Source organism: Streptomyces sp. V4I2 (genome assembly GCF_030817655.1).
GTDB classification, from domain to species: Bacteria; Actinomycetota; Actinomycetes; order Streptomycetales; family Streptomycetaceae; genus Streptomyces; species Streptomyces plumbiresistens.
In genome coordinates this window covers 1,140,448-1,157,377 of record NZ_JAUSZM010000003.1, presented here as the reverse complement: position 1 = coordinate 1,157,377, position 16,930 = coordinate 1,140,448, and the positions used below count along the sequence as shown (strand labels likewise).

At 72.4% G+C, this 16,930-nt stretch carries 15 protein-coding genes and 1 pseudogene; 8 read left to right on the top strand and 8 right to left on the bottom strand.

Annotated features, from left to right (window positions below; all coding sequences use genetic code 11):
- Window positions 1–54 precede the first annotated feature (54 nt).
- Window positions 55–2,145 (bottom strand): SpoIIE family protein phosphatase, encoded by a 2,091-nt coding sequence (locus QFZ76_RS06305; protein ID WP_373464267.1) that lies wholly within the window; start codon window positions 2,143–2,145, stop codon window positions 55–57.
- Window positions 2,146–2,440: 295 nt separating this feature from the next.
- Here QFZ76_RS06305 and QFZ76_RS06300 point away from each other — a divergent pair, with 295 nt between their 5' ends.
- The 6 genes and pseudogenes from QFZ76_RS06300 to QFZ76_RS06275 all read left to right on the top strand — a co-directional run bounded on the left by QFZ76_RS06300 (window position 2,441) and on the right by QFZ76_RS06275 (window position 8,972).
- Window positions 2,441–3,313, top strand: a complete 873-nt coding sequence (locus tag QFZ76_RS06300; protein WP_307672767.1) for a hypothetical protein — start codon at window positions 2,441–2,443, stop codon at window positions 3,311–3,313.
- A gap of 233 nt (window positions 3,314–3,546) precedes the next feature.
- Window positions 3,547–4,854 (top strand): cation:proton antiporter, encoded by a 1,308-nt coding sequence (locus QFZ76_RS06295; RefSeq protein ID WP_307672766.1) that lies wholly within the window; start codon window positions 3,547–3,549, stop codon window positions 4,852–4,854.
- A 272-nt stretch (window positions 4,855–5,126) separates the two neighbouring features.
- Window positions 5,127–5,396 (top strand): DUF3040 domain-containing protein, encoded by a 270-nt coding sequence (locus tag QFZ76_RS06290; protein ID WP_307672765.1) that lies wholly within the window; start codon window positions 5,127–5,129, stop codon window positions 5,394–5,396.
- A gap of 165 nt (window positions 5,397–5,561) precedes the next feature.
- Entirely contained in the window at window positions 5,562–5,930 is a 369-nt protein-coding gene (locus QFZ76_RS06285; RefSeq protein ID WP_307672764.1) for a hypothetical protein, read from the top strand.
- Between the two features lie 444 nt (window positions 5,931–6,374).
- Window positions 6,375–8,390 carry an NADPH-dependent 2,4-dienoyl-CoA reductase gene (locus QFZ76_RS06280; RefSeq protein ID WP_307672763.1) on the top strand — a complete coding sequence of 672 codons (2,016 nt, stop codon included), beginning with the start codon at window positions 6,375–6,377 and terminating at the stop codon, window positions 8,388–8,390.
- A 32-nt stretch (window positions 8,391–8,422) separates the two neighbouring features.
- A pseudogene (locus tag QFZ76_RS06275) lies at window positions 8,423–8,972 on the top strand (PadR family transcriptional regulator).
- On the opposite strand, the gene QFZ76_RS06270 reads toward QFZ76_RS06275, so the two are convergent.
- The gene (locus tag QFZ76_RS06270) at window positions 8,969–9,502 is read right to left on the bottom strand and encodes a hypothetical protein (RefSeq protein WP_307672762.1); all 534 of its coding nucleotides are present in this window, start codon (window positions 9,500–9,502) and stop codon (window positions 8,969–8,971) included. The pseudogene QFZ76_RS06275 and the gene QFZ76_RS06270 overlap by 4 nt on opposite strands.
- 170 nt (window positions 9,503–9,672) lie before the next feature.
- A complete protein-coding gene (locus QFZ76_RS06265) occupies window positions 9,673–10,677 on the bottom strand; it encodes a fibronectin type III domain-containing protein (RefSeq protein ID WP_307672761.1) in 1,005 nt (334 codons plus the stop codon).
- A 400-nt stretch (window positions 10,678–11,077) separates the two neighbouring features.
- Between QFZ76_RS06265 and QFZ76_RS06260 the strand changes: the two genes are divergently transcribed.
- Window positions 11,078–11,800, top strand: coding sequence for a glycoside hydrolase family 75 protein (locus tag QFZ76_RS06260; RefSeq protein WP_307672760.1), 723 nt, complete (start codon window positions 11,078–11,080; stop codon window positions 11,798–11,800).
- A gap of 188 nt (window positions 11,801–11,988) precedes the next feature.
- On the opposite strand, the gene QFZ76_RS06255 is transcribed toward QFZ76_RS06260, so the two are convergent.
- Window positions 11,989–12,750, bottom strand: coding sequence for an SDR family NAD(P)-dependent oxidoreductase (locus tag QFZ76_RS06255; RefSeq protein WP_307672759.1), 762 nt, complete (start codon window positions 12,748–12,750; stop codon window positions 11,989–11,991).
- A 133-nt stretch (window positions 12,751–12,883) separates the two neighbouring features.
- On the opposite strand from QFZ76_RS06255, the gene QFZ76_RS06250 reads away from it, so the two are divergent.
- The gene (locus QFZ76_RS06250; RefSeq protein ID WP_307672758.1) at window positions 12,884–13,522 is read left to right on the top strand and encodes a TetR/AcrR family transcriptional regulator; all 639 of its coding nucleotides are present in this window, start codon (window positions 12,884–12,886) and stop codon (window positions 13,520–13,522) included.
- Between the two features lie 15 nt (window positions 13,523–13,537).
- On the opposite strand, the gene QFZ76_RS06245 is transcribed toward QFZ76_RS06250, so the two are convergent.
- The 4 genes from QFZ76_RS06245 to QFZ76_RS06230 form a co-directional block, all read right to left on the bottom strand.
- Window positions 13,538–13,948, bottom strand: a complete 411-nt coding sequence (locus tag QFZ76_RS06245; protein ID WP_307672757.1) for a PTS-dependent dihydroxyacetone kinase phosphotransferase subunit DhaM — start codon at window positions 13,946–13,948, stop codon at window positions 13,538–13,540.
- A complete protein-coding gene (dhaL, locus tag QFZ76_RS06240; RefSeq protein WP_307672756.1) occupies window positions 13,941–14,540 on the bottom strand; it encodes a dihydroxyacetone kinase subunit DhaL in 600 nt (199 codons plus the stop codon). Before dhaL ends, QFZ76_RS06245 begins: the two co-directional genes overlap by 8 nt.
- A gap of 50 nt (window positions 14,541–14,590) precedes the next feature.
- Window positions 14,591–15,583 (bottom strand): dihydroxyacetone kinase subunit DhaK, encoded by a 993-nt coding sequence (dhaK, locus tag QFZ76_RS06235; RefSeq protein WP_307672755.1) that lies wholly within the window; start codon window positions 15,581–15,583, stop codon window positions 14,591–14,593.
- A gap of 128 nt (window positions 15,584–15,711) precedes the next feature.
- Complete coding sequence (locus QFZ76_RS06230) at window positions 15,712–16,887, bottom strand: pyridoxal phosphate-dependent aminotransferase (RefSeq protein ID WP_307672754.1); 1,176 nt, start codon at window positions 16,885–16,887, stop codon at window positions 15,712–15,714.
- Window positions 16,888–16,930: the final 43 nt, after the last annotated feature.

Sequence of the window (16,930 nt, the reverse complement as noted above, 5' to 3'; positions counted from 1 at the left end):
GCGGCAGCGGCACGGGCCGGACCCCGATCCCAGCCGCGCCTGACGCCCCTCAGGTCAAGGCGCCGTCTGCACCCGCGCGATGAGCAACGCCACGTCGTCGGAGTTGTCGGGCTGGTGCAGCGTGCGCAACAGGAGGTCGCAGACCTCCTCCAGCGGGCGGTCGGGGCCCTCCAGCAGCGCCAACAGCGCGTTCAGGCGCTCGTCGAGCGGGTGCTGCCGGGTCTCGACGAGGCCGTCGGTGTAGAGCACCAGCCGGTCGCCGGGTTCGAGGTCGACGGTGGTGGTGGAGAAGGCGACGCCGCCCACTCCCAGCGGGGCCCCGGTCGGCAGGTCGAGAAGCTCCGGCGGACGTCCCGGACGCAGCCGGGCGGGCGGCAGGTGCCCGGCGTTGGCGATCCGGCACTGCCGCAGCTCCGGGTCGTGGACGACGTACACGCAGGTCGCGATCGAGTGGTCCAGGTTGTCGGTGATCCGGTCGAGGTGCTCCAGGAGCCGGGCCGGATCGAGGTCGAGGGAGGCCAGGGTGTTGGTCGCGGTGCGCAGCCGGCCCATGGTCGCCGCCGCGTTGAGGCCGCTGCCCATCACGTCGCCCACCACGAGCGCGGTCTTGCCGCCCTCCAGCGGGATCACGTCGAACCAGTCGCCGCCGACCTCGGTGGTGGCCCCCGCCGGCTGATAGCGCGAGGCGACCTCCAGACCGCCGGTGACGGGCGGATGGCTGGGCAGCAGGCTGCGCTGGAGGGTGAGGGCGGTGTCGCGGGCGTTCTGGTACCAGCGCGCGTTGTCGATCTGCACGGCCGCGCGGGACGCCAGCTCACGGGCGAGCAGCACGTCGTCGTCGGTGAACGGCAGCGGGTTGCGGGTGCGCTTGAGATCGAGGGCGCCGAGCACCTCGCCGCGCGCGATCAGAGGCACCGCCAGATAGGAGTGCACCCCGGCACGGGTCAGCAGTTCGACCGCCTCGGGGGAGCGGGCGATGCGCGTCAGGTCGGCGGCCTCGACCTGCGCGACCAGGATCGGCTGTCCGGTGCGTACGCACTCGGTGACCAGGCGGTCGGGAGCGTACCGGGCCACCTCTCCGGGCGGGTCGGCCGCGAGGAGGGCGTCCGGGGCCCGGTCCGCCTCGACGGCCAGGGCCCGGATGACGGCGGGTTCGGCGGGGCCGAGGGTGCTGGGCCGGCCCTGCACCACCGCCTCCAGCAGATCCACGGCCGCGATGTCGGCGAGGTCGGGCACCGCGACCTCGGCCAGTTCCCGGGCGGTGCGGTCCAGGTCCAGGGTGGTGCCGATCCGGGCGGAGGCGTCCGCGACGAGCGCCAGGCGGCGACGCGCGGCCTCGGCCTCGACGGCCGACCGGTGCTGCTCGGTGACGTCCGCGACCGAGCAGGCGACGCCCAGCACGTTGCCGAGCGCGTCCTCCAGCCGGTAGAGAGAGACCGACCAGGCGTGCTCCTCCTCCGGATCGGCCGGCGTCCGGCCCACACTCTGCTGGTCGACCAGCGGCTGTCCGGTCTCCAGCACCCGGCGGGCCGCGGACTCCAGGGCCGCGGCGTCGATGTCCGGCAGGAGGTCGCCGATCCTGCGTCCGACGTGTTCCTCGGCCGGGAGGCCGTTGAGCCGCTCCAGCGCCGGATTGACGGAGACGTACCGCAGATCGGTGTCCAGGACGGCCAGCCCGTTCGGGGACTGCGCGACCATCCGCGTCGACAGCGCCACGTCCCGCTCCAGCCGCCGTACGGTCGACTGGTCGGCGGCGAGCCCCAGGGCGTAGACGTCGCCCTGGTCGTCCAGCAGCCGCATGTTGCGGAACTCCACCAGCTTGGTGCTGCCGTCCTTGTGACGGACCGGGAACGCTCCGGCCCAGCCCTGACCGGTTTCCATGACATCGGCGAACAGCTTGACCACCAGGTCGACGTGCTGCTCGTGGATCATCAGCTGGGCCGCGTACTGCCCGAGTGCGTCCCGCGCCGGGTAGCCGAACAGTTCCTCGGCCTGCGGGCTCCACAGCACGATGCGCCCGTCGGTGTCCAGGACGATCGAGGCCACTCCGAGCACGTCGAGGAGCCCGCTCGGCTGGACCGGCCCTCGCACCGGCCCGTCGACGGGCCCGCCGGGCAGCTCCTGCTGCTCGCCGCCCTCGGTCACCGGACTCTCCCGGCTGCTCTCATTGCACGCACCGCCTTCGGCCGTCCTCGCGGCACGTCGTTCCCCCGTGCCGACTCCCCTGTTCTACCGCGTCCGGACGTCTCTGCGACGTCACCCGGCGGCTTCTTCCACCATCCCTCAACACGGCGGCGGCCGTCCGGTGAAGCCGGATCGCGGCACCGTGACCGAGCCGACACACAGCGTTCTCACTTTGGTCTGTACATGACCACCCAGTCGGGCCAGACTGTCCGCCGATCACGCCCCCGATCACGTCCACCCCCCGAGGAGCCCCTCCATGCCCCTGCGTGCCCGGCAACGTTGTCACACGGTCCTCACCGCCGCCGTCGTCCTCGCCGCCACCCTACTGGCCACCGCGTCGCCCGCCTCCGCCGCCGACACCTGGACCGAGGTGGGCTCCGACCGGGCCGACCCGCTGACCGAGAGCCAGGGCCTCACCTCGGTCGAGGTCCCGGCCGGGGCCGCCAACCGGTACACGGGAATCGGCGCCATCCCCGTCGACCTGAGCGGCCGCGGCTGGAACCACGTGGGCGACCCCGACGCCTCCTACGACGGCCACTACATCGAGCCCTACCAGCGGGACTCCGGCACCACGAAGATGTTCCGGGTGCAGTCGCCGGGCGGGACCTGGGCGGAGTACGTCCACACGCTGAGCTCCGGGGAGGCGCTGAACAACTCCTGGGTCGCCGTCTCGCCCGGCGGCCAGTGGATGCTGGCCGGGGAGTACGGCACCATGAGCCGGCTGCTGGTCTTCCCCACCCCCGGCGTCAATCCGGGCACCTCGCCCTCGGTGAACCTCCCGCAGGCGTCCACCGTCCGCCTCGATCACGCCGTACGCGACGTACAGGGCTGCGACTTCCTCAGCGCCACCCGGCTGCTGTGCTCCTCCGACGACCCGGCGGGCACGCTGTTCGGCATCACCAAGCCGCTGCTCCAGATCGACCTCTCCGCCGAACCGAACGGCACGTCCGACGTCACCGGCCACGTCACCGCCCTGCGCCAGCTGCCCCTGCGCAGCTCCTGCTCGGGCACCTTCGAGGCGGAAGGCATCGACTACGACCGCCGTACGGGCACCCTGCGCGTGATCGTCGTATCGCCTGGATTCTGCGTTCTGACCGACAGCAAGACGTACCGTTTCACGCGGAGTTGAGGCCCGTCGAAGCGGTGGAGTGACCCTCGGCGGCCCGTCCGGAAATGAGTGTCGGCACCGATGGTGACGCCCGTCGCGGAGATGCGACGGTGGCGGGGAAGGCCGAGATCTCGCGTCCCCGGGACGCCCGACGATCGACGGCACCCGGCACGACCTCGGACGAAGGAGGACCCGTATCCACCCCCGTGAAGTGAAGCCCGACCGCCGCTCGGCGTGGTCCGAGGAGGTGACCCGTGGGACACGCTGACACTCTGCTCGCCATGGGCGGGGCCTTCCTGGCCGCCGCGTTCCTCGCCCGCCTCGGCGGCAGGATCGGACTGCCCACGATCCCGCTGTTCATGCTCGCCGGCATCCTGCTCGGCCCGCACACGCCGGGCCTGGTCCTGGTCGAGGACGCCCACGACTTCGAGATGCTCTCCGCGCTCGGGCTGGTGCTGCTGCTGTTCTACCTGGGCCTGGAGTTCCATCTCGACGACCTCAGGAGCGGCGGCAAGCGCCTGCTGAGTGCGGGCGGGACGTATCTGCTGCTGAACGTCGGCGCGGGCCTCGGCTTCGGGTTCGCGCTGGACTGGGGGACGCGGGAGGCGCTGGTCCTCGCCGGTGTCCTGGGGATCTCCTCGTCCGCCATCGTCACCAAGATCCTCATCGACCTGGGCCGTATCGGCCGCCCGGAGACCCGCCTGATCCTGGGCGTGATCGTGGTGGAGGACATCTTCCTCGCGCTGTACCTCGCGGCCCTGCAGCCGGTCCTCAGCGGTGCCGAGGACATGGGGGAAGTGGTCCTGCAGGCGGGCAAGGCGTTCGCCTTCCTGCTGGTGCTGGCCGCCGCGGCCCGGTACGGCACCCGGTGGGTCGGCCGGCTCATCCAGGTCCGCGACGACGAACTGCTGGTCATCAGCTTCCTCGGTGCCGCGGTCCTCGTCGCCGGTGTCTCCGAGGTGCTCGGGGTCGCCGACGCCATCGGCGCCTTCATGGTGGGCCTGATCCTGGCCGGTACGCCGTCCGGGCCGCGCATCCGCGAGCTGGTGCATCCGCTGCGCGACGCCTTCGCGGCGATCTTCTTCTTCGCCTTCGGGCTCGCCATCGACCCTTCAGTCGTCGCGTCCGTCGCCGGACCGGTCGCCGCCGCGGCGGCGCTGACCCTGGTGATGAACGTGGTCGCGGGCCTGCTCGTCGCCCGCCTGTACGGCTACGGCGCCGAGCCCGCAGCGGACATCGCCACGACGCTCGTGGCCCGCGGCGAGTTCGCGTTGATCCTCGCCGCCATGGCCACCAGCGCGGGGCTCGACGCACGCCTGGCCCCGTTCATCGCGGGCTACGTCCTCGTGCTGGCGGTTCTCGGACCCGTCGCCGCCGGACGCTCCCACCTGCTCGCCCGCGCCCTGCGCTCCACGCCCGCCCGGCTGGCCCGGGGCAACGGCGCCCGGCCCGGCGGCCCGGCGCAGGAACCGGCCGACGCCGCCGACTCGTACCGGACGGACGACGACGTCATGCCGGCGTCGGCCTCCGGCACCCGGCCGGCGGAGGCGGCTGACCGGTAGCACCCCTGGTGCCCGCTGTCGTGGCGGGGCCGCGGAGACGGACGGTCGGGAGTCCGGCCGAGAGGGCCGCAGAGGGTGGGCCGGAGGCCGCAGGAGGGACGGAACGGCGCGGGGGAGTGAGCCGAGCGATGCCCGCCGGGGCGGTGGGGCGCCTCCACGACGGTCTCCGGCAGCGTCACCGCCGCCGCGGCCGCCGCGGCCGCCGCGGTCGCCCCGGAGGGCCCGACGCCCGGCCCGCTGCGACCGGCCTGCCAGCGCGACACGGAGGAACCATGCCCCAGTCCGACGACGAACGTCTGGTCGATCTCGAAGCGCGGCTCGAGCGCGACGATCCCCGGTTCGCTCGGGCGCTGGGCGCCGGCCGACCCGCTCGCCCTCGCGAGTACCGGCGCACCGGCGCCTGGTGGACGCTGGCCGTCGCCGTGACCGCGCTGACGACCGGCGTGGCCCTGACCGCCGGCCTCCTCATCGCCACGGGCCTGGTCCTCACCGGCATCGCCGCCGAGTTGTTCGACCCCCATCGCGGCCGACCGCGGCCCTGACACCGCTCGGCGTACTCGATCCTCCACCGGCGCGACCCGGTCGCGGAACAGAACGGGCACCTCGGCCGGTAGTGCTCCACGGCATGTGGTGGTTTTCTTGGGATACGGGGCGGTTTCACGGAGCGGCCGTGGTACCGCGCCGCGGCCACGAGAGGAGCGATCACGATGGACGGTGAGCGACCGCACCCGGAAGCCGTCTCGGTGGAGATCAGCGGATGCGACAAGGACGACGCCCGGATCGTGTTCGACACCCTGTGTGCCTGCTTCTCGTCCGACCGGTGCGCCGACGACGTACCCCAGGAGCTCTCGGAGACCCGTCCGACTGTATGGCTCGGCACCTTCGACGTCGCCGACCCGCACGAGGGCGCCCGCCCCGCCCGGCTCTCGTCCTCCGTCATCGCCGACGTGCAGGGCGGGTACTGGGCGATCGACCGCTTCCGCTCCACCCTGGACTCCCTGTTCTCCGTGCACGACCTGTCCTCGGCCTCCGGAGACCAGGAGAAGGAACTGCACGTACGGCTGGAGAGCCGGTGAGCGCGACCCGTCCGCGCCGAGGAGGCTGAGCACCGCACCCCGGTGGACGGCGTGGACGCCGGGCAGGTCCGCGAGGCTGGCCGTTCGTCCAGACCGCGCAATCCCTCGTACCGCACGCTGAAACCCCCGGTGGCCGGGATGCCCTCGCCCGCCGGCGGGTTGCCGATGTTGGAGGGCCCTGCCGTCTTCGCCCGCACGCGCAGTCCCTCCGGGGCGGCGGCGTCGAGGAGGTCAGCGACAGCTTCGGCGGCAGCGGGTATCCGCCCTCCCCGCCCGGGCTTCTCCCACGGGATCCACGCCAACCGGGCCGTCCCGGACCATACGACGGCCCGGCGGCGCCGAGCGTGGCAGGCATCACCCTTCCTCGGTTATGCAACTAGTTGCATAAAGCGGGTGGGGTCCTCTACAACAAGGGGTACGACACCGCCGCGCACGGAGGGCCCGATGAGCCGTTACCCGCACCTGCTGACCCCGCTCGACCTGGGCTTCACCACGCTGCCCAACCGCGTCCTCATGGGCTCCATGCACGTCGGCCTCGAGGAGGCCGAGCGGGGCTTCGAGCGGATGGCGGAGTTCTACGCGACCCGGGCGCGCGGGGGAGTGGGGCTCATCGTCACCGGAGGTATCGCCCCCAACGACGAGGGACGGCCGTATGAGGGCGGCGCGAAGCTCACCACCGACGCCGAGGCCGAACAGCACCGGGCCATCACCGAGGCCGTGCACCGCGAAGGCGGCAGGATCGCGATGCAGATCCTGCACTTCGGCCGGTACGCCTACCACCGGGACCTCGTCGCCCCGAGCCCTCTTCAGGCGCCGATCAGCCCCTTCGTGCCGCGCGAGCTCACCGACGCCGACGTCGAGCGGACGATCGACGACTACGTGCGCGCCGCCCGCCTGGCCCGGCAGGCCGGGTACGACGGCGTAGAGATCATGGGCTCCGAGGGCTATCTGATCAACGAGTTCATCGCCGCGCAGACCAACCACCGCACCGACCGCTGGGGCGGCTCGTACGAGAACCGCATGCGCTTCCCCGTCGAGATCGTCCGGCGGGTGCGCGAGGCCGTCGGCGAGGACTTCGTGATCATCTACCGGCTGTCCATGCTGGACCTGGTCCCGGGCGGCTCGACGCTCGACGAGGTGATCACGCTCGCCAAGGCCGTCGAGGCCGCCGGGGCGACGATCATCAACACCGGCATCGGCTGGCACGAGGCCCGTATCCCCACCATCGCCACCTCGGTGCCGCGCGGCGCCTACACGTGGGTGACCAAGCGGCTCATGGGCGAGGTGTCCGTCCCGCTCGTCACCACCAACCGCATCAACACCCCGGAACTCGCCGAGGAGTTGCTGGCCTCCGGGTGCGCGGACATGGTGTCCATGGCCCGGCCGATGCTCGCCGACCCCGACTTCGTCGCCAAGGCCGCGGCCGGCCGCCCCGAAGCGATCAACACCTGCATCGGCTGCAACCAGGCCTGCCTCGACCACACCTTCAGCGGCCAGATCACCTCCTGCCTGGTCAATCCGCGCGCCTGCCACGAGACCGAGCTGGTCCTCGCCCCGACCCGGCTGCGCAAGCGGGTGGCCGTGGTGGGCGCAGGCCCGGCGGGTCTCGCCTGTGCCGTCAGCGCGGCCGAGCGCGGCCACGAGGTGACCCTCCTCGACGCCGCGAGCGAGATCGGCGGCCAGCTCAACGTCGCCCGCAAGGTCCCCGGCAAGCAGGAGTTCGACGAGACCCTGCGCTACTTCCGCCACCAGCTGGACGCCCACGGTGTCGACGTACGGCTCAACACCTGGGCGGCCGCCGAGGACCTCGCCGACTACGACGAGGTCGTGGTCGCCACCGGCGTCACCCCGCGTACCCCAGACATCCCCGGCGTCGACCACCCGAGCGTCGTCGGCTACCTCGACGTCCTGCGCGACGGCGCCCCCGTCGGCGACCGCGTCGCGATCCTCGGCGCGGGCGGCATCGGCTTCGACGTCGCCGAGTTCCTCACCGACGGCGGCGACAAGGCGAGCGAGGACCCGGCGACGTACTTCCGTCAGTGGGGCGTCGACATGGACTACGCGGCGCCCGGCGGACTCGCGGCCCCCGAACGCCCCGCCCCGCCGCGCACCGTCCACCTGCTCCAGCGCAAGACCACCAAGGTCGGCGCGGGCCTCGGCAAGACCACCGGCTGGATCCACCGCACCGAACTCAAGCACCGCGGCGTCACGATGGTCCCCGGTGTGCGGTACGACCGGATCGACGACGCCGGCCTGCATGTCACCGTCGGTGACGCGAGCACGGTCCTTGAGGTCGACACCGTCGTGCTGTGCACGGGACAGGATCCGCGCCGCGACCTGTACGAGACACTGCTCGCCGAGGGCCGCAGCGTCCACCTCATCGGCGGTGCCGACCTCGCCGCCGAACTGGACGCCAAGCGGGCCATCAAGCAGGGCACCGAGCTGGCGGCGACGCTGTAGGGGCCGTACGGCGGCCTCCCTAGGATGACTCCATGTCACTCCCGCACGCGATCCTCACCGCTCTGCTCGAAAAGCCGTCGTCGGGCCTCGATCTGACCCGCAGGTTCGACCGGTCGATCGGCTACTTCTGGTCGGCGACGCATCAGCAGATCTATCGCGAGCTGGGAAAACTGGAGGCCGAGGGGCACATCCGGGCGCTGCCCGCCGAGCAGCCGACGCGCGGCCAGAAGAAGAGCTACGAGGTCCTGCCCGCGGGCCGCGCCGAACTCCGGCGCTGGACGGCCGCGGCGCAGGACCCCAAGCCGCACCGCGACGCGCTCCTGCTGCGCCTGCGGGCCGCGGCCGTCGTCGGCACCGCGGGCCTGGAGGCCGACCTGCGCCGCCATCTCGATCTGCACCGGCTGCAGTTGGCCGAGTACGAGGAGATCGAGAAGCGCGACTTCCCGCCCGGCAACGACAGCGCGCAGGCCAGGCTCCAGCACCTGGTCCCTGCGCGCGGGCATCGAACTGGAGACCTTCTGGACGCAGTGGCTCACCGAGGCCCTGGAGGAGCTGCCCGTCCTGGAGGACGGGCCCGGTTAGAGCCGGTACGGCTTCGAGCGGCGGCGCAGGAACCACGCCGTGGCCAGGGCGCCCGCTCCCACCAGCGTCCCGCCCGCCACCAGGGTGAGCGTGCCGTAGTCCTTCGTGGTGCCGCCCATGCCGCCCATGACGCCGCGCGACGGCGAGGCCGTGGGGGAGACCGTGGGAGTGGACACGGGGGTGACGATGACCGACTGGGTGCCCGCCGTGGTGTTGTTCGCGCACTGGACGATGACGGTGTAGGTACCCGCGCTCACGCTCGACCAGGCCGCCGACTGGAGGTTGCTCGTCCCGGACAGCGCCACCTGGCGGCCCTGGGAGAAGTTCGCCTGACTGCTGTTCAGGAGCGAGGCGGTGCCCCAGCTGCCGTTGACCTGAGTGCAGGCGCTGGTCGTGACGGAGACCGTGGAGCCGGTGGTGCTCACGGAGATCCCCGAAACGGCGGCGGCCGGTGTTGCGGTCAGGGCGAGCGGCAGCGCGGCGGCTGCCACGGTCAGGCCGGAGCGGAGGAGTAGCTGAGTAGTGTGCATGGACCTGTCCTCCGGCGGCACGGTCGGCGGTACATCCCTTGCGCCGCCGAGGATCGGGGAAGGACCGTGCTGCCCTCAGGGGAAGCCAACGTGCACGCGGCGATTCCCGCATGCGGACGGCCCCCGTGCAGGTGACGGGTTCCGTCGTCCGGGGGAAGCGGGAGCGGTCGTCAGGGCCGTTCCGGCTGCGGGCTCGCCCCCGTGGTCACGGTCCACTCCGTCGAGAACCCGCCCCAGGTGCCGTCCGGCAGCTTCGCCCGGATCCGCACCCGGTGGCTGACCCCGGCGTCCCGTCCCAGGTAGAAGCTGTACGTCGCCCGGTCGCGCGGTGCGGTCCCGCCGAACACCAGCGAGGTGGCCGGGCGGCCGTCCAGGTGGACCTGGTACTCCGTGATCACCCCGTCCGTGCGCGGCGGAATCCAGGCGAGGTCGAGGTGGTACGCCCCGTCGGCGGGGCGGGTGCTCGCGCGGAAGTCGGTGGGAGCGGTGTCGCGTCCGTCGTCGGTGCCCGGAGTCGTGAGGCGGACGGCGCCGCCGGCCGGCGAGAGGTTGTCGGCCGCGTCCCTCGCCCGCACGGTGAAGGAGTAGCGGGTGCCCGGACGCAGCCCCGTTACCACGGCCGCCGTCTGGTCGCCGCCCACACTGTGGATCTTCGTGGCGCCCTGGTGGATGTCGTACGACGCCACGTCCCGGTCGTCCGTCGAGGCGTCCCAGGAGAGCTGGACCGCCCGGCTTCCGGCCGTTCGGCCGCGCAGCCCGCCCGGCCGGGTCGGGGCCGAGCGGTCCGCCGCCACGGCCGCCGGGGTCTTCGCCCGTACCTCACGGCTGGGTGGCCCGAGGCGTCCCCCGGTGTCGCGTGCCCGCACGGTGAAGACGTACCTGGTGGACGGGCTGAGCCTGGTGACATCCACCATGTGCCGCGAACCCGGCACCTCCTCGACCTTCGTGGTGCCCCGATACAGCTCGTAGGCGTCGATGTCGGCGGACACCGCGTTCCACATGACGTGCACGCTCGTCGCGCTCCCCGCGGTGGCGGTGATGCCCGTCGGCGCGGCGGGGAGCCGGCCGCTCTCGCCGCCGTCCGTCCCGCCCCCTCCGCAGGAGGCGATCAGGGTGAGCGCTCCGCAGAGCGCGAGGCGGCGGGGCAGGGAAGCGGGGACGGGAACGCGTCGCACGACTGCCTCCCTCAGGACACAGGTCATATTGGTCCGGACCAATATGACGCGTCTGATGCGATCACATCAAGAGGGCGGTCCGTGGTGCCTGCCGGTCGAGGGCCGTTGTCGGGGTATGGGGTCGGTGCCCGTCGGGGCTTTCGTATGCTGAACCCCTCGCGGCCGAACTCACCCGGACGAATGGGGAGTTCATGCCGCCGCGCGGGCCGCTGTCGTCGCTGATCCCGCGCCGGCGCGGGTGGCCGGGAGGCCGGAGCCCCTCGCGGGCCCGGACTCCCGCCCCCCGTCGCGACCCTGGGGACGTGCACCGTCCGGCCCTCCAGTGGTGGCCGCACGGTTGGTACCGCGCCAGATTGGGCTGGGTGTGCGTCACCTGTCCCCCAGGAGAGGGTCCCTTATCGTGCGTGCCCAGTCGCTGACCGTGGCCGCGGCAGGAGCCGCCCTGCTCGCCCCGCCGACACCGCCCGGCATCACGCCGGTCGTCGCGTTCACCGCCGGGCCCCGGGTCGTCCGGCAGGATTCGGTGCTGCGGCACGCGGCCGACGTCCGTGCGGCGGACCTGCTGGCCAGGGCGCGTGACTGTGCCCCCGTATCCCGCGGGCGGTACCGCAACGACGACGGCGCGCCCGCGACGACCCCGGTCTGCGGCACCCGGGAGGCCGTGTTCTGGAAGGCCGACCTGGACATCGACTGCGACGGCCGGCCCGGCCGCCGCTGCAACGACCGCACCGACCCGCTCTTCTCCGGCACCACGGCCTACCAGCAGTCCGACGGCAAGCAGTTGGACGCCGAACGCCTCCCGTACGTCGTCGTTCCCGGCCCGAGCCGCATCTGGGACCACGGCGACGACGGTGTGCGCGGCGGATCGGTGGCGGCCGTCGTCCACCACGACAGGGTGCGGTACGCGGTCGTAGGCGACGTCGGCCCGCACGATCTCATCGGCGAGGCGTCCTACGCCACCGCCGAGGCCCTCGGCATCCGCCCCGACCCGCGCGGCGGCGGCACGGCCTCCGGCGTCACCTACATCGTCTTCAAGGACACGCGGGTGGCGCCCATCGAGGACCACGCGGCCGCCGTGATGGTCGGCGAGCGGCTGGCGAGGCAGTTCGTGCGGAGCCGGTGAACACCTGGCGTGGCATGCGGTACGGGCCGCTGAGCGCCTGGCGTGGCATGCGGTACGGGGTCCCTGTGCGCTCGGCAAGGCCCTTCGGGCAGAGCCGCTGAGCGCGCCTGGCAGGCAGTTGGTGCAGAGCCGCCGGGCGTGCCCGGCAAGGCAGTTGGTGCGAGCCGGTCGACGACGCCCGGCCTGCGTCAGACCGCCGACCAGCCGTCGTCGACCGGCAGGACCACGCCGTTGATGTTGCTCGCCGCGTCCGAGGCGAGGAACACGATGGCGGCGGCCTGCTCCTCGGGCTGGGCGACGCGGCCGATGTTGACGAAGTGCGGTCCGAGCGCCGCCGGGCCGTGCGCCTCCTGGTCGGCGTCCACGACGATGGAGGTGGCCGTACCGCCCGGGGCTATGGCGTTGGCCCGGATGCCCTGCTTGCGGTACATCACCGCGAGGTTCTTCGTCAGCCCCACCACCCCGTGTTTGGAGGCCGTGTACGCGGCGCCCGCCGCACTGCCGCGCAGACCCGCCTCGGACGCGGTGTTCACGATGGCACCCCTGCCCGCCTCGAGCATGTGCGGCAGCACCGCCCGTGTGAGCAGGAAGGGCGCGGTGAGGTTGACCCGGATGACCCGCTCCCACTCCGCGTCGCTCACGTCCGCCGGCGCCGACATGCGGTCCATGATCCCGGCGTTGTTCACCAGGACGTCCACCCCGCCGAAGCGCTCCACGGCGGTCGCGGTCACCTGGTCGACGACGGCCTGCTCGCTCAGATCGCCGGTGACGGCGACAGCGGTCCCGCCCGCCTGCTCGATCTCCTTGACGACCGCCGCCGCGCCGTCCGCGTTGAGATCCGCCACCACCACGCGCGCGCCCTCCGCGGCGAAGGCCAGGGCGACCGCCCGGCCGATGCCCGAGCCCGCTCCCGTGACGATGACGCTGCGTCCGTCGAGTCCGCTGGCCATGACGTGCTCCTGTCCGTGTCTCCGCAGGCGAGGTGACTGCTGTGACCTCACTTTACGATTTAATGTCTGTGAGTGACATAAACTCTTGGTGGAGAATTCCGGGAGAGTGATCGCCCCCCAGCCGGAGGAACCGATGACCGCACCCCGCGGACGTACGGGACGACCGCCCCTCACCGAGGAGCGCAAGGCCGAGATCAGGCTGGAGATCGCCCGGGCCGCGGTCGACCTGTTCGTCGCCCAGGGCGTCACGGCGACCACCGGCGAGCAGATAGGACAGGCGGTCGGCGTCTCGGCACGGACCGTGTGGCGCTACTTCCCGAGCAAGGAGAGCTGCGTACGACCGCTGTTCTCGGAGGGCATCGAGGTGATCGCCGCCTGTCTGCGTGACTGGCCCCCGGGACAGCCCCTGGGGCAGCTCTTCGACCGGACGCTCGCGAGGGGGCTCAATGTCGTCGGCGGTCCCGACGGCGGCACCGTCGGCGCGCTGGTCCGCCTGACCCGCACCGAGCCGGGACTGCGCGCCGTCTGGCTCCAGACGTACGACGAGGCCGAGCCGGCGTTCGCCCGCGCCCTGGCCGACCGGGCCGGGCTGCCCGCCGAGGACCTGCGGCCGACGATCCGCGCGGCGATGTTCAACGCCGCCCTGCGCGCCGCCGTCGAGTACTACGCCTGGCGCAGCGCCGACGCGTCGACCGACCGCGCGACGGCGAAGGCCGAGCTGGAGGCAACCCTGCGCTCGGCCCTCGCCGTCGCGGCGGAAGGGGTCATCTAGCTGCCCGAGGGGGCGTCATACCTTTCGGTAGGAGTACGCCTCCGCCGCCGCGGCCTCCACCGCCGCGAGGCCGGCTCCCGTCGCCGCCGTGACGACCGCGGCCACCGCTCCTTCGACGAACGGGGCGTCCACCAGGTGGGTGTTGCCCGGGAGTTCGTCGCCTTCGGCCAGCAGCGCCTTCACGGTGAGGACCGCGCTGCCGAGGTCGGTGAGGACGGCCACCCCGGCACCCCGGTCCACGGCGGCGGCCGCGGCGGCGATCAGCTCCGCGCTCGTGCCGAGCCCGCCGCCCTCGGTGCCGCCCGCCGGTGCGACGGGCACCTCGGTGCCGCCGCCCGCCAGCCCCTTGGCCAGCTCGGCCACCGACTCGGCGACCGCCGCGCTGTGCGACACCAAGACGATCCCGACCAGCTTCCCGTCACTCACCGGCCGCCTCCACAAGTCCCGTGACGAGCAGCGACGCCGACGTGGCACCGGGATCCTGGTGCCCGATACTGCGCTCCCCGAGGTAACTCGCCCGGCCCTTGCGGGCCTGCAACGGCGTGGTCGCCAGGGCTCCTTCCTCGGCGGCCGTCCGGGCCGCCGCGAAGCCGTCGCCGAGCGCGTCGAGGGCCGGCACCAGGGCATCGATCATGGTCTTGTCGCCGGGCGCGGCACCGCCGAGCGTCATGACCGCGTCCACGCCCTCGCGCAGCGCCGCGGCGAACTGCTCCTCACTGACCTCGCCCGCGTCCGCGAGCGCCTTGCCGGTGCGGCGCAGCAACGTGCCGTAGAGCGGCCCCGACGCGCCGCCGACGGTCGAGATGAGCGTGCGACCGGCGAGCATGAGGACCGCACCCGGAGTGTCGGGCGCCTCCTTCTCCAGGGACGCGGTGACCGCGGTGAACCCGCGCCGCAGATTGCTGCCGTGATCGGCGTCCCCGATGGGCGAGTCGAGGGCGGTGAGCCGGTCCGCCTCGCGGTCGACCAAGGCGGCGGTCGCCGTCATCCAACGGCGGAAGAAATCGGCGTCAAGCACTGGATCTCCTTGCGTGGTCGGTACGTTGTGACCCGTGGGCCCCGTCCTGCTCACACTCCCCAGCGCAGCCCCGCCGTCTTCACCGGCGCGTCCCACAGACGCAGCAGCTCCTCGTCGATCTGGCACAGGGTGACCGAGGCGCCGGCCATGTCGAGGGAGGTGACGTAGTTGCCGACCAGGGTGCGGGCGACGGCGACACCGCGCTCGGCGAGCACTCGATGCACCTCGGCGTTGAAGCCGTACAACTCCAGCAGCGGGGTCGCGCCCATGCCGTTGACCAGGACGAGGACGGGATTGCGCGGAGTCATGTCGTCCAGGATCGCGCCGACCGCGAAGTCGGCGATCTCCCGCGAAGTCATCATCGCCCGCCGCTCCCGGCCGGGCTCGCCGTGGATGCCGATGCCCAACTCAAGCTCGCCCGGCGGCAGATCGAAGGTCGGGCTGCCCTTGGCCGGCGTGGTGACCGCGCTGAGCGCGACCCCGAAGCTGCGGGAGTTCTCATTGACCTGCCGGGCCACCGCCTCCACCCGCTCCAAGGGCTGCCCCTCGTCGGCCGCCGCGCCCGCGATCTTCTCCACGAACAGCGTCGCACCCGTGCCGCGCCGCCCGGCCGTGTAGAGACTGTCGGTGACCGCCACGTCGTCGTCGACCAGCACCCTGGCGACCTGGATGCCCTCGTCCTCGGCGAGTTCGGCCGCCATGTCGAAGTTGAGCACGTCCCCCGTGTAGTTCTTCACGATGAACAGCACCCCCGCACCGCTGTCCACGGCCGCCGCCGCCCGCACCATCTGATCCGGCACCGGCGAGGTGAACACCTCACCCGGGCAGGCCGCCGAGAGCATCCCGGGCCCCACGAACCCACCGTGCAGCGGCTCGTGCCCCGAACCCCCGCCGGAGACCAGGGCGACCTTCCCGGCCACGGGAGCGTCCCGCCGTACGATCACCCGGTTCTCGACGTCGACGGTCAACTCGGGGTGGGCGACCGCCAGGCCACGCAGCGCATCGGTGACCACGGTCTCGGGGACGTTGATGAGCATCCTCATGGGAACCTCCTGGTGACACGGGAACTGAGCCTCTGACCTCTTGGAAGTATCGGTGCTGAGGCAGCGCGGGTCACGTTGGCGGGAGGCGCGCGTCAGTGGACCGACGAGTACGCGGCTGTCGGCTTCGCCTATGGAAGCGTGGCCGCGAACTTCCCGAGCCGTGCGATCCCCTCGCGGAGGTCGTCGGCCGAGGCCGCGTAGGACAGCCGCACGTGTGTCTGTGCGGTGTGCACGCCGAAGTCCCTGCCCGGGGTGAGGGCGACGTGCGCCTCCTGGAGCGCTCGTTCGCAGAACTGCCAGGAGGTGAGCCCAGTGCGGCCGACGTCGAAGTAGACGTAGAACGCGCCGTCGGGCGGGACGGGGACCGGCAGTCCGATCCTTGCCAGGCCGTCGAGGACGAGCGCGCGCCGATCGGTGAACTCGACGCGGCGTTCCTCGCAGACCGCGAGGGACTCGGCGGTGAAGCAGGACAGCGCCGCGTGCTGCGCGGGAGTGGACGCGCAGAGGAAGTAGTTCTGGGCCAGTCGCTCCATCGCCGGCACAAGAGCCTCGGGGACGACGCACCAGCCGAGCCGCCACCCGGTCATGCCGAAGTACTTCGAGAAGCTGTTGATGACGATGGCATCGGGGTCGTATGAGAGTGCGCTGCGCGGCGGCTCGCCCTGGGCGTCGTGGTCGCTGAGGTCGAGGTAGATCTCGTCGACGATGCGCCACGCGTCGCGCTCGCGGGCGAACGCGCAGATCGCCGCCAGCTCCTCGGCCGGAACGGAGGTACCCGTCGGGTTGGACGGGGTGGCGATCATGACACCGCGGGTCCGGTCCGTCCAACTCGACCGCACCGACGAGGTGTTCAGCTGGAAGCGGGTCTCGGCGGTGGTGGGAACGAGCGTGACGTCCGCGCCGAAGCTCTCGACGATCTGCCGGTTGCAGGGGTACGACGGATCCGCGATGAGCACCTCGTCGCCGGTGTCGACGAGGGCCGCCGTGGCCAGCACCAGGGCAGCGGAGGCGCCCGCGGTCACGACGACCCGGGCGGGGTCGACCTCGACACCGTGCCGGTCCCGGTAGAACCCCGCGATCGCCTGCCGCAGGGCGGGCAGCCCGAGCGCCGCGGTGTAGGCCATCGGCCGGCCGTCCATGGCCTCGCGCATCGCGTTCAGTACGGCCGGGGGCGCGCCGAAGTCCGGTTCACCGAGGCTGAGTTTGACGACGTGGTGGCCCTGGGCCTCCAGCGCCGCGGCATGCTTGCCGAACTCCATGGCGTAGAACGGGGCGACGGCCTGAGCGCGTTGCGAGATCCTCATGCGGCGGCCTCCGGCCGGATCGCGTACAGAAGGGGCACAGTTT

What these genes read in the sequence shown, in the direction of transcription:
- QFZ76_RS06280 (WP_307672763.1), top strand. Translation starts at nt 6,375, where the DNA reads ATGAGCCGTTACCCGCACCTGCTGACCCCGCTCGACCTGGGCTTCACC.
- QFZ76_RS06290 (WP_307672765.1), top strand. Translation starts at nt 5,127, where the DNA reads ATGCCCCAGTCCGACGACGAACGTCTGGTCGATCTCGAAGCGCGGCTC.
- QFZ76_RS06300 (WP_307672767.1), top strand. Translation starts at nt 2,441, where the DNA reads ATGCCCCTGCGTGCCCGGCAACGTTGTCACACGGTCCTCACCGCCGCC.
- QFZ76_RS06270 (WP_307672762.1), bottom strand. Translation starts at nt 9,502, where the DNA reads ATGCACACTACTCAGCTACTCCTCCGCTCCGGCCTGACCGTGGCAGCC.
- QFZ76_RS06250 (WP_307672758.1), top strand. Translation starts at nt 12,884, where the DNA reads ATGACCGCACCCCGCGGACGTACGGGACGACCGCCCCTCACCGAGGAG.
- dhaK (WP_307672755.1), bottom strand. Translation starts at nt 15,583, where the DNA reads ATGAGGATGCTCATCAACGTCCCCGAGACCGTGGTCACCGATGCGCTG.
- QFZ76_RS06255 (WP_307672759.1), bottom strand. Translation starts at nt 12,750, where the DNA reads ATGGCCAGCGGACTCGACGGACGCAGCGTCATCGTCACGGGAGCGGGC.
- QFZ76_RS06230 (WP_307672754.1), bottom strand. Translation starts at nt 16,887, where the DNA reads ATGAGGATCTCGCAACGCGCTCAGGCCGTCGCCCCGTTCTACGCCATG.
- QFZ76_RS06285 (WP_307672764.1), top strand. Translation starts at nt 5,562, where the DNA reads ATGGACGGTGAGCGACCGCACCCGGAAGCCGTCTCGGTGGAGATCAGC.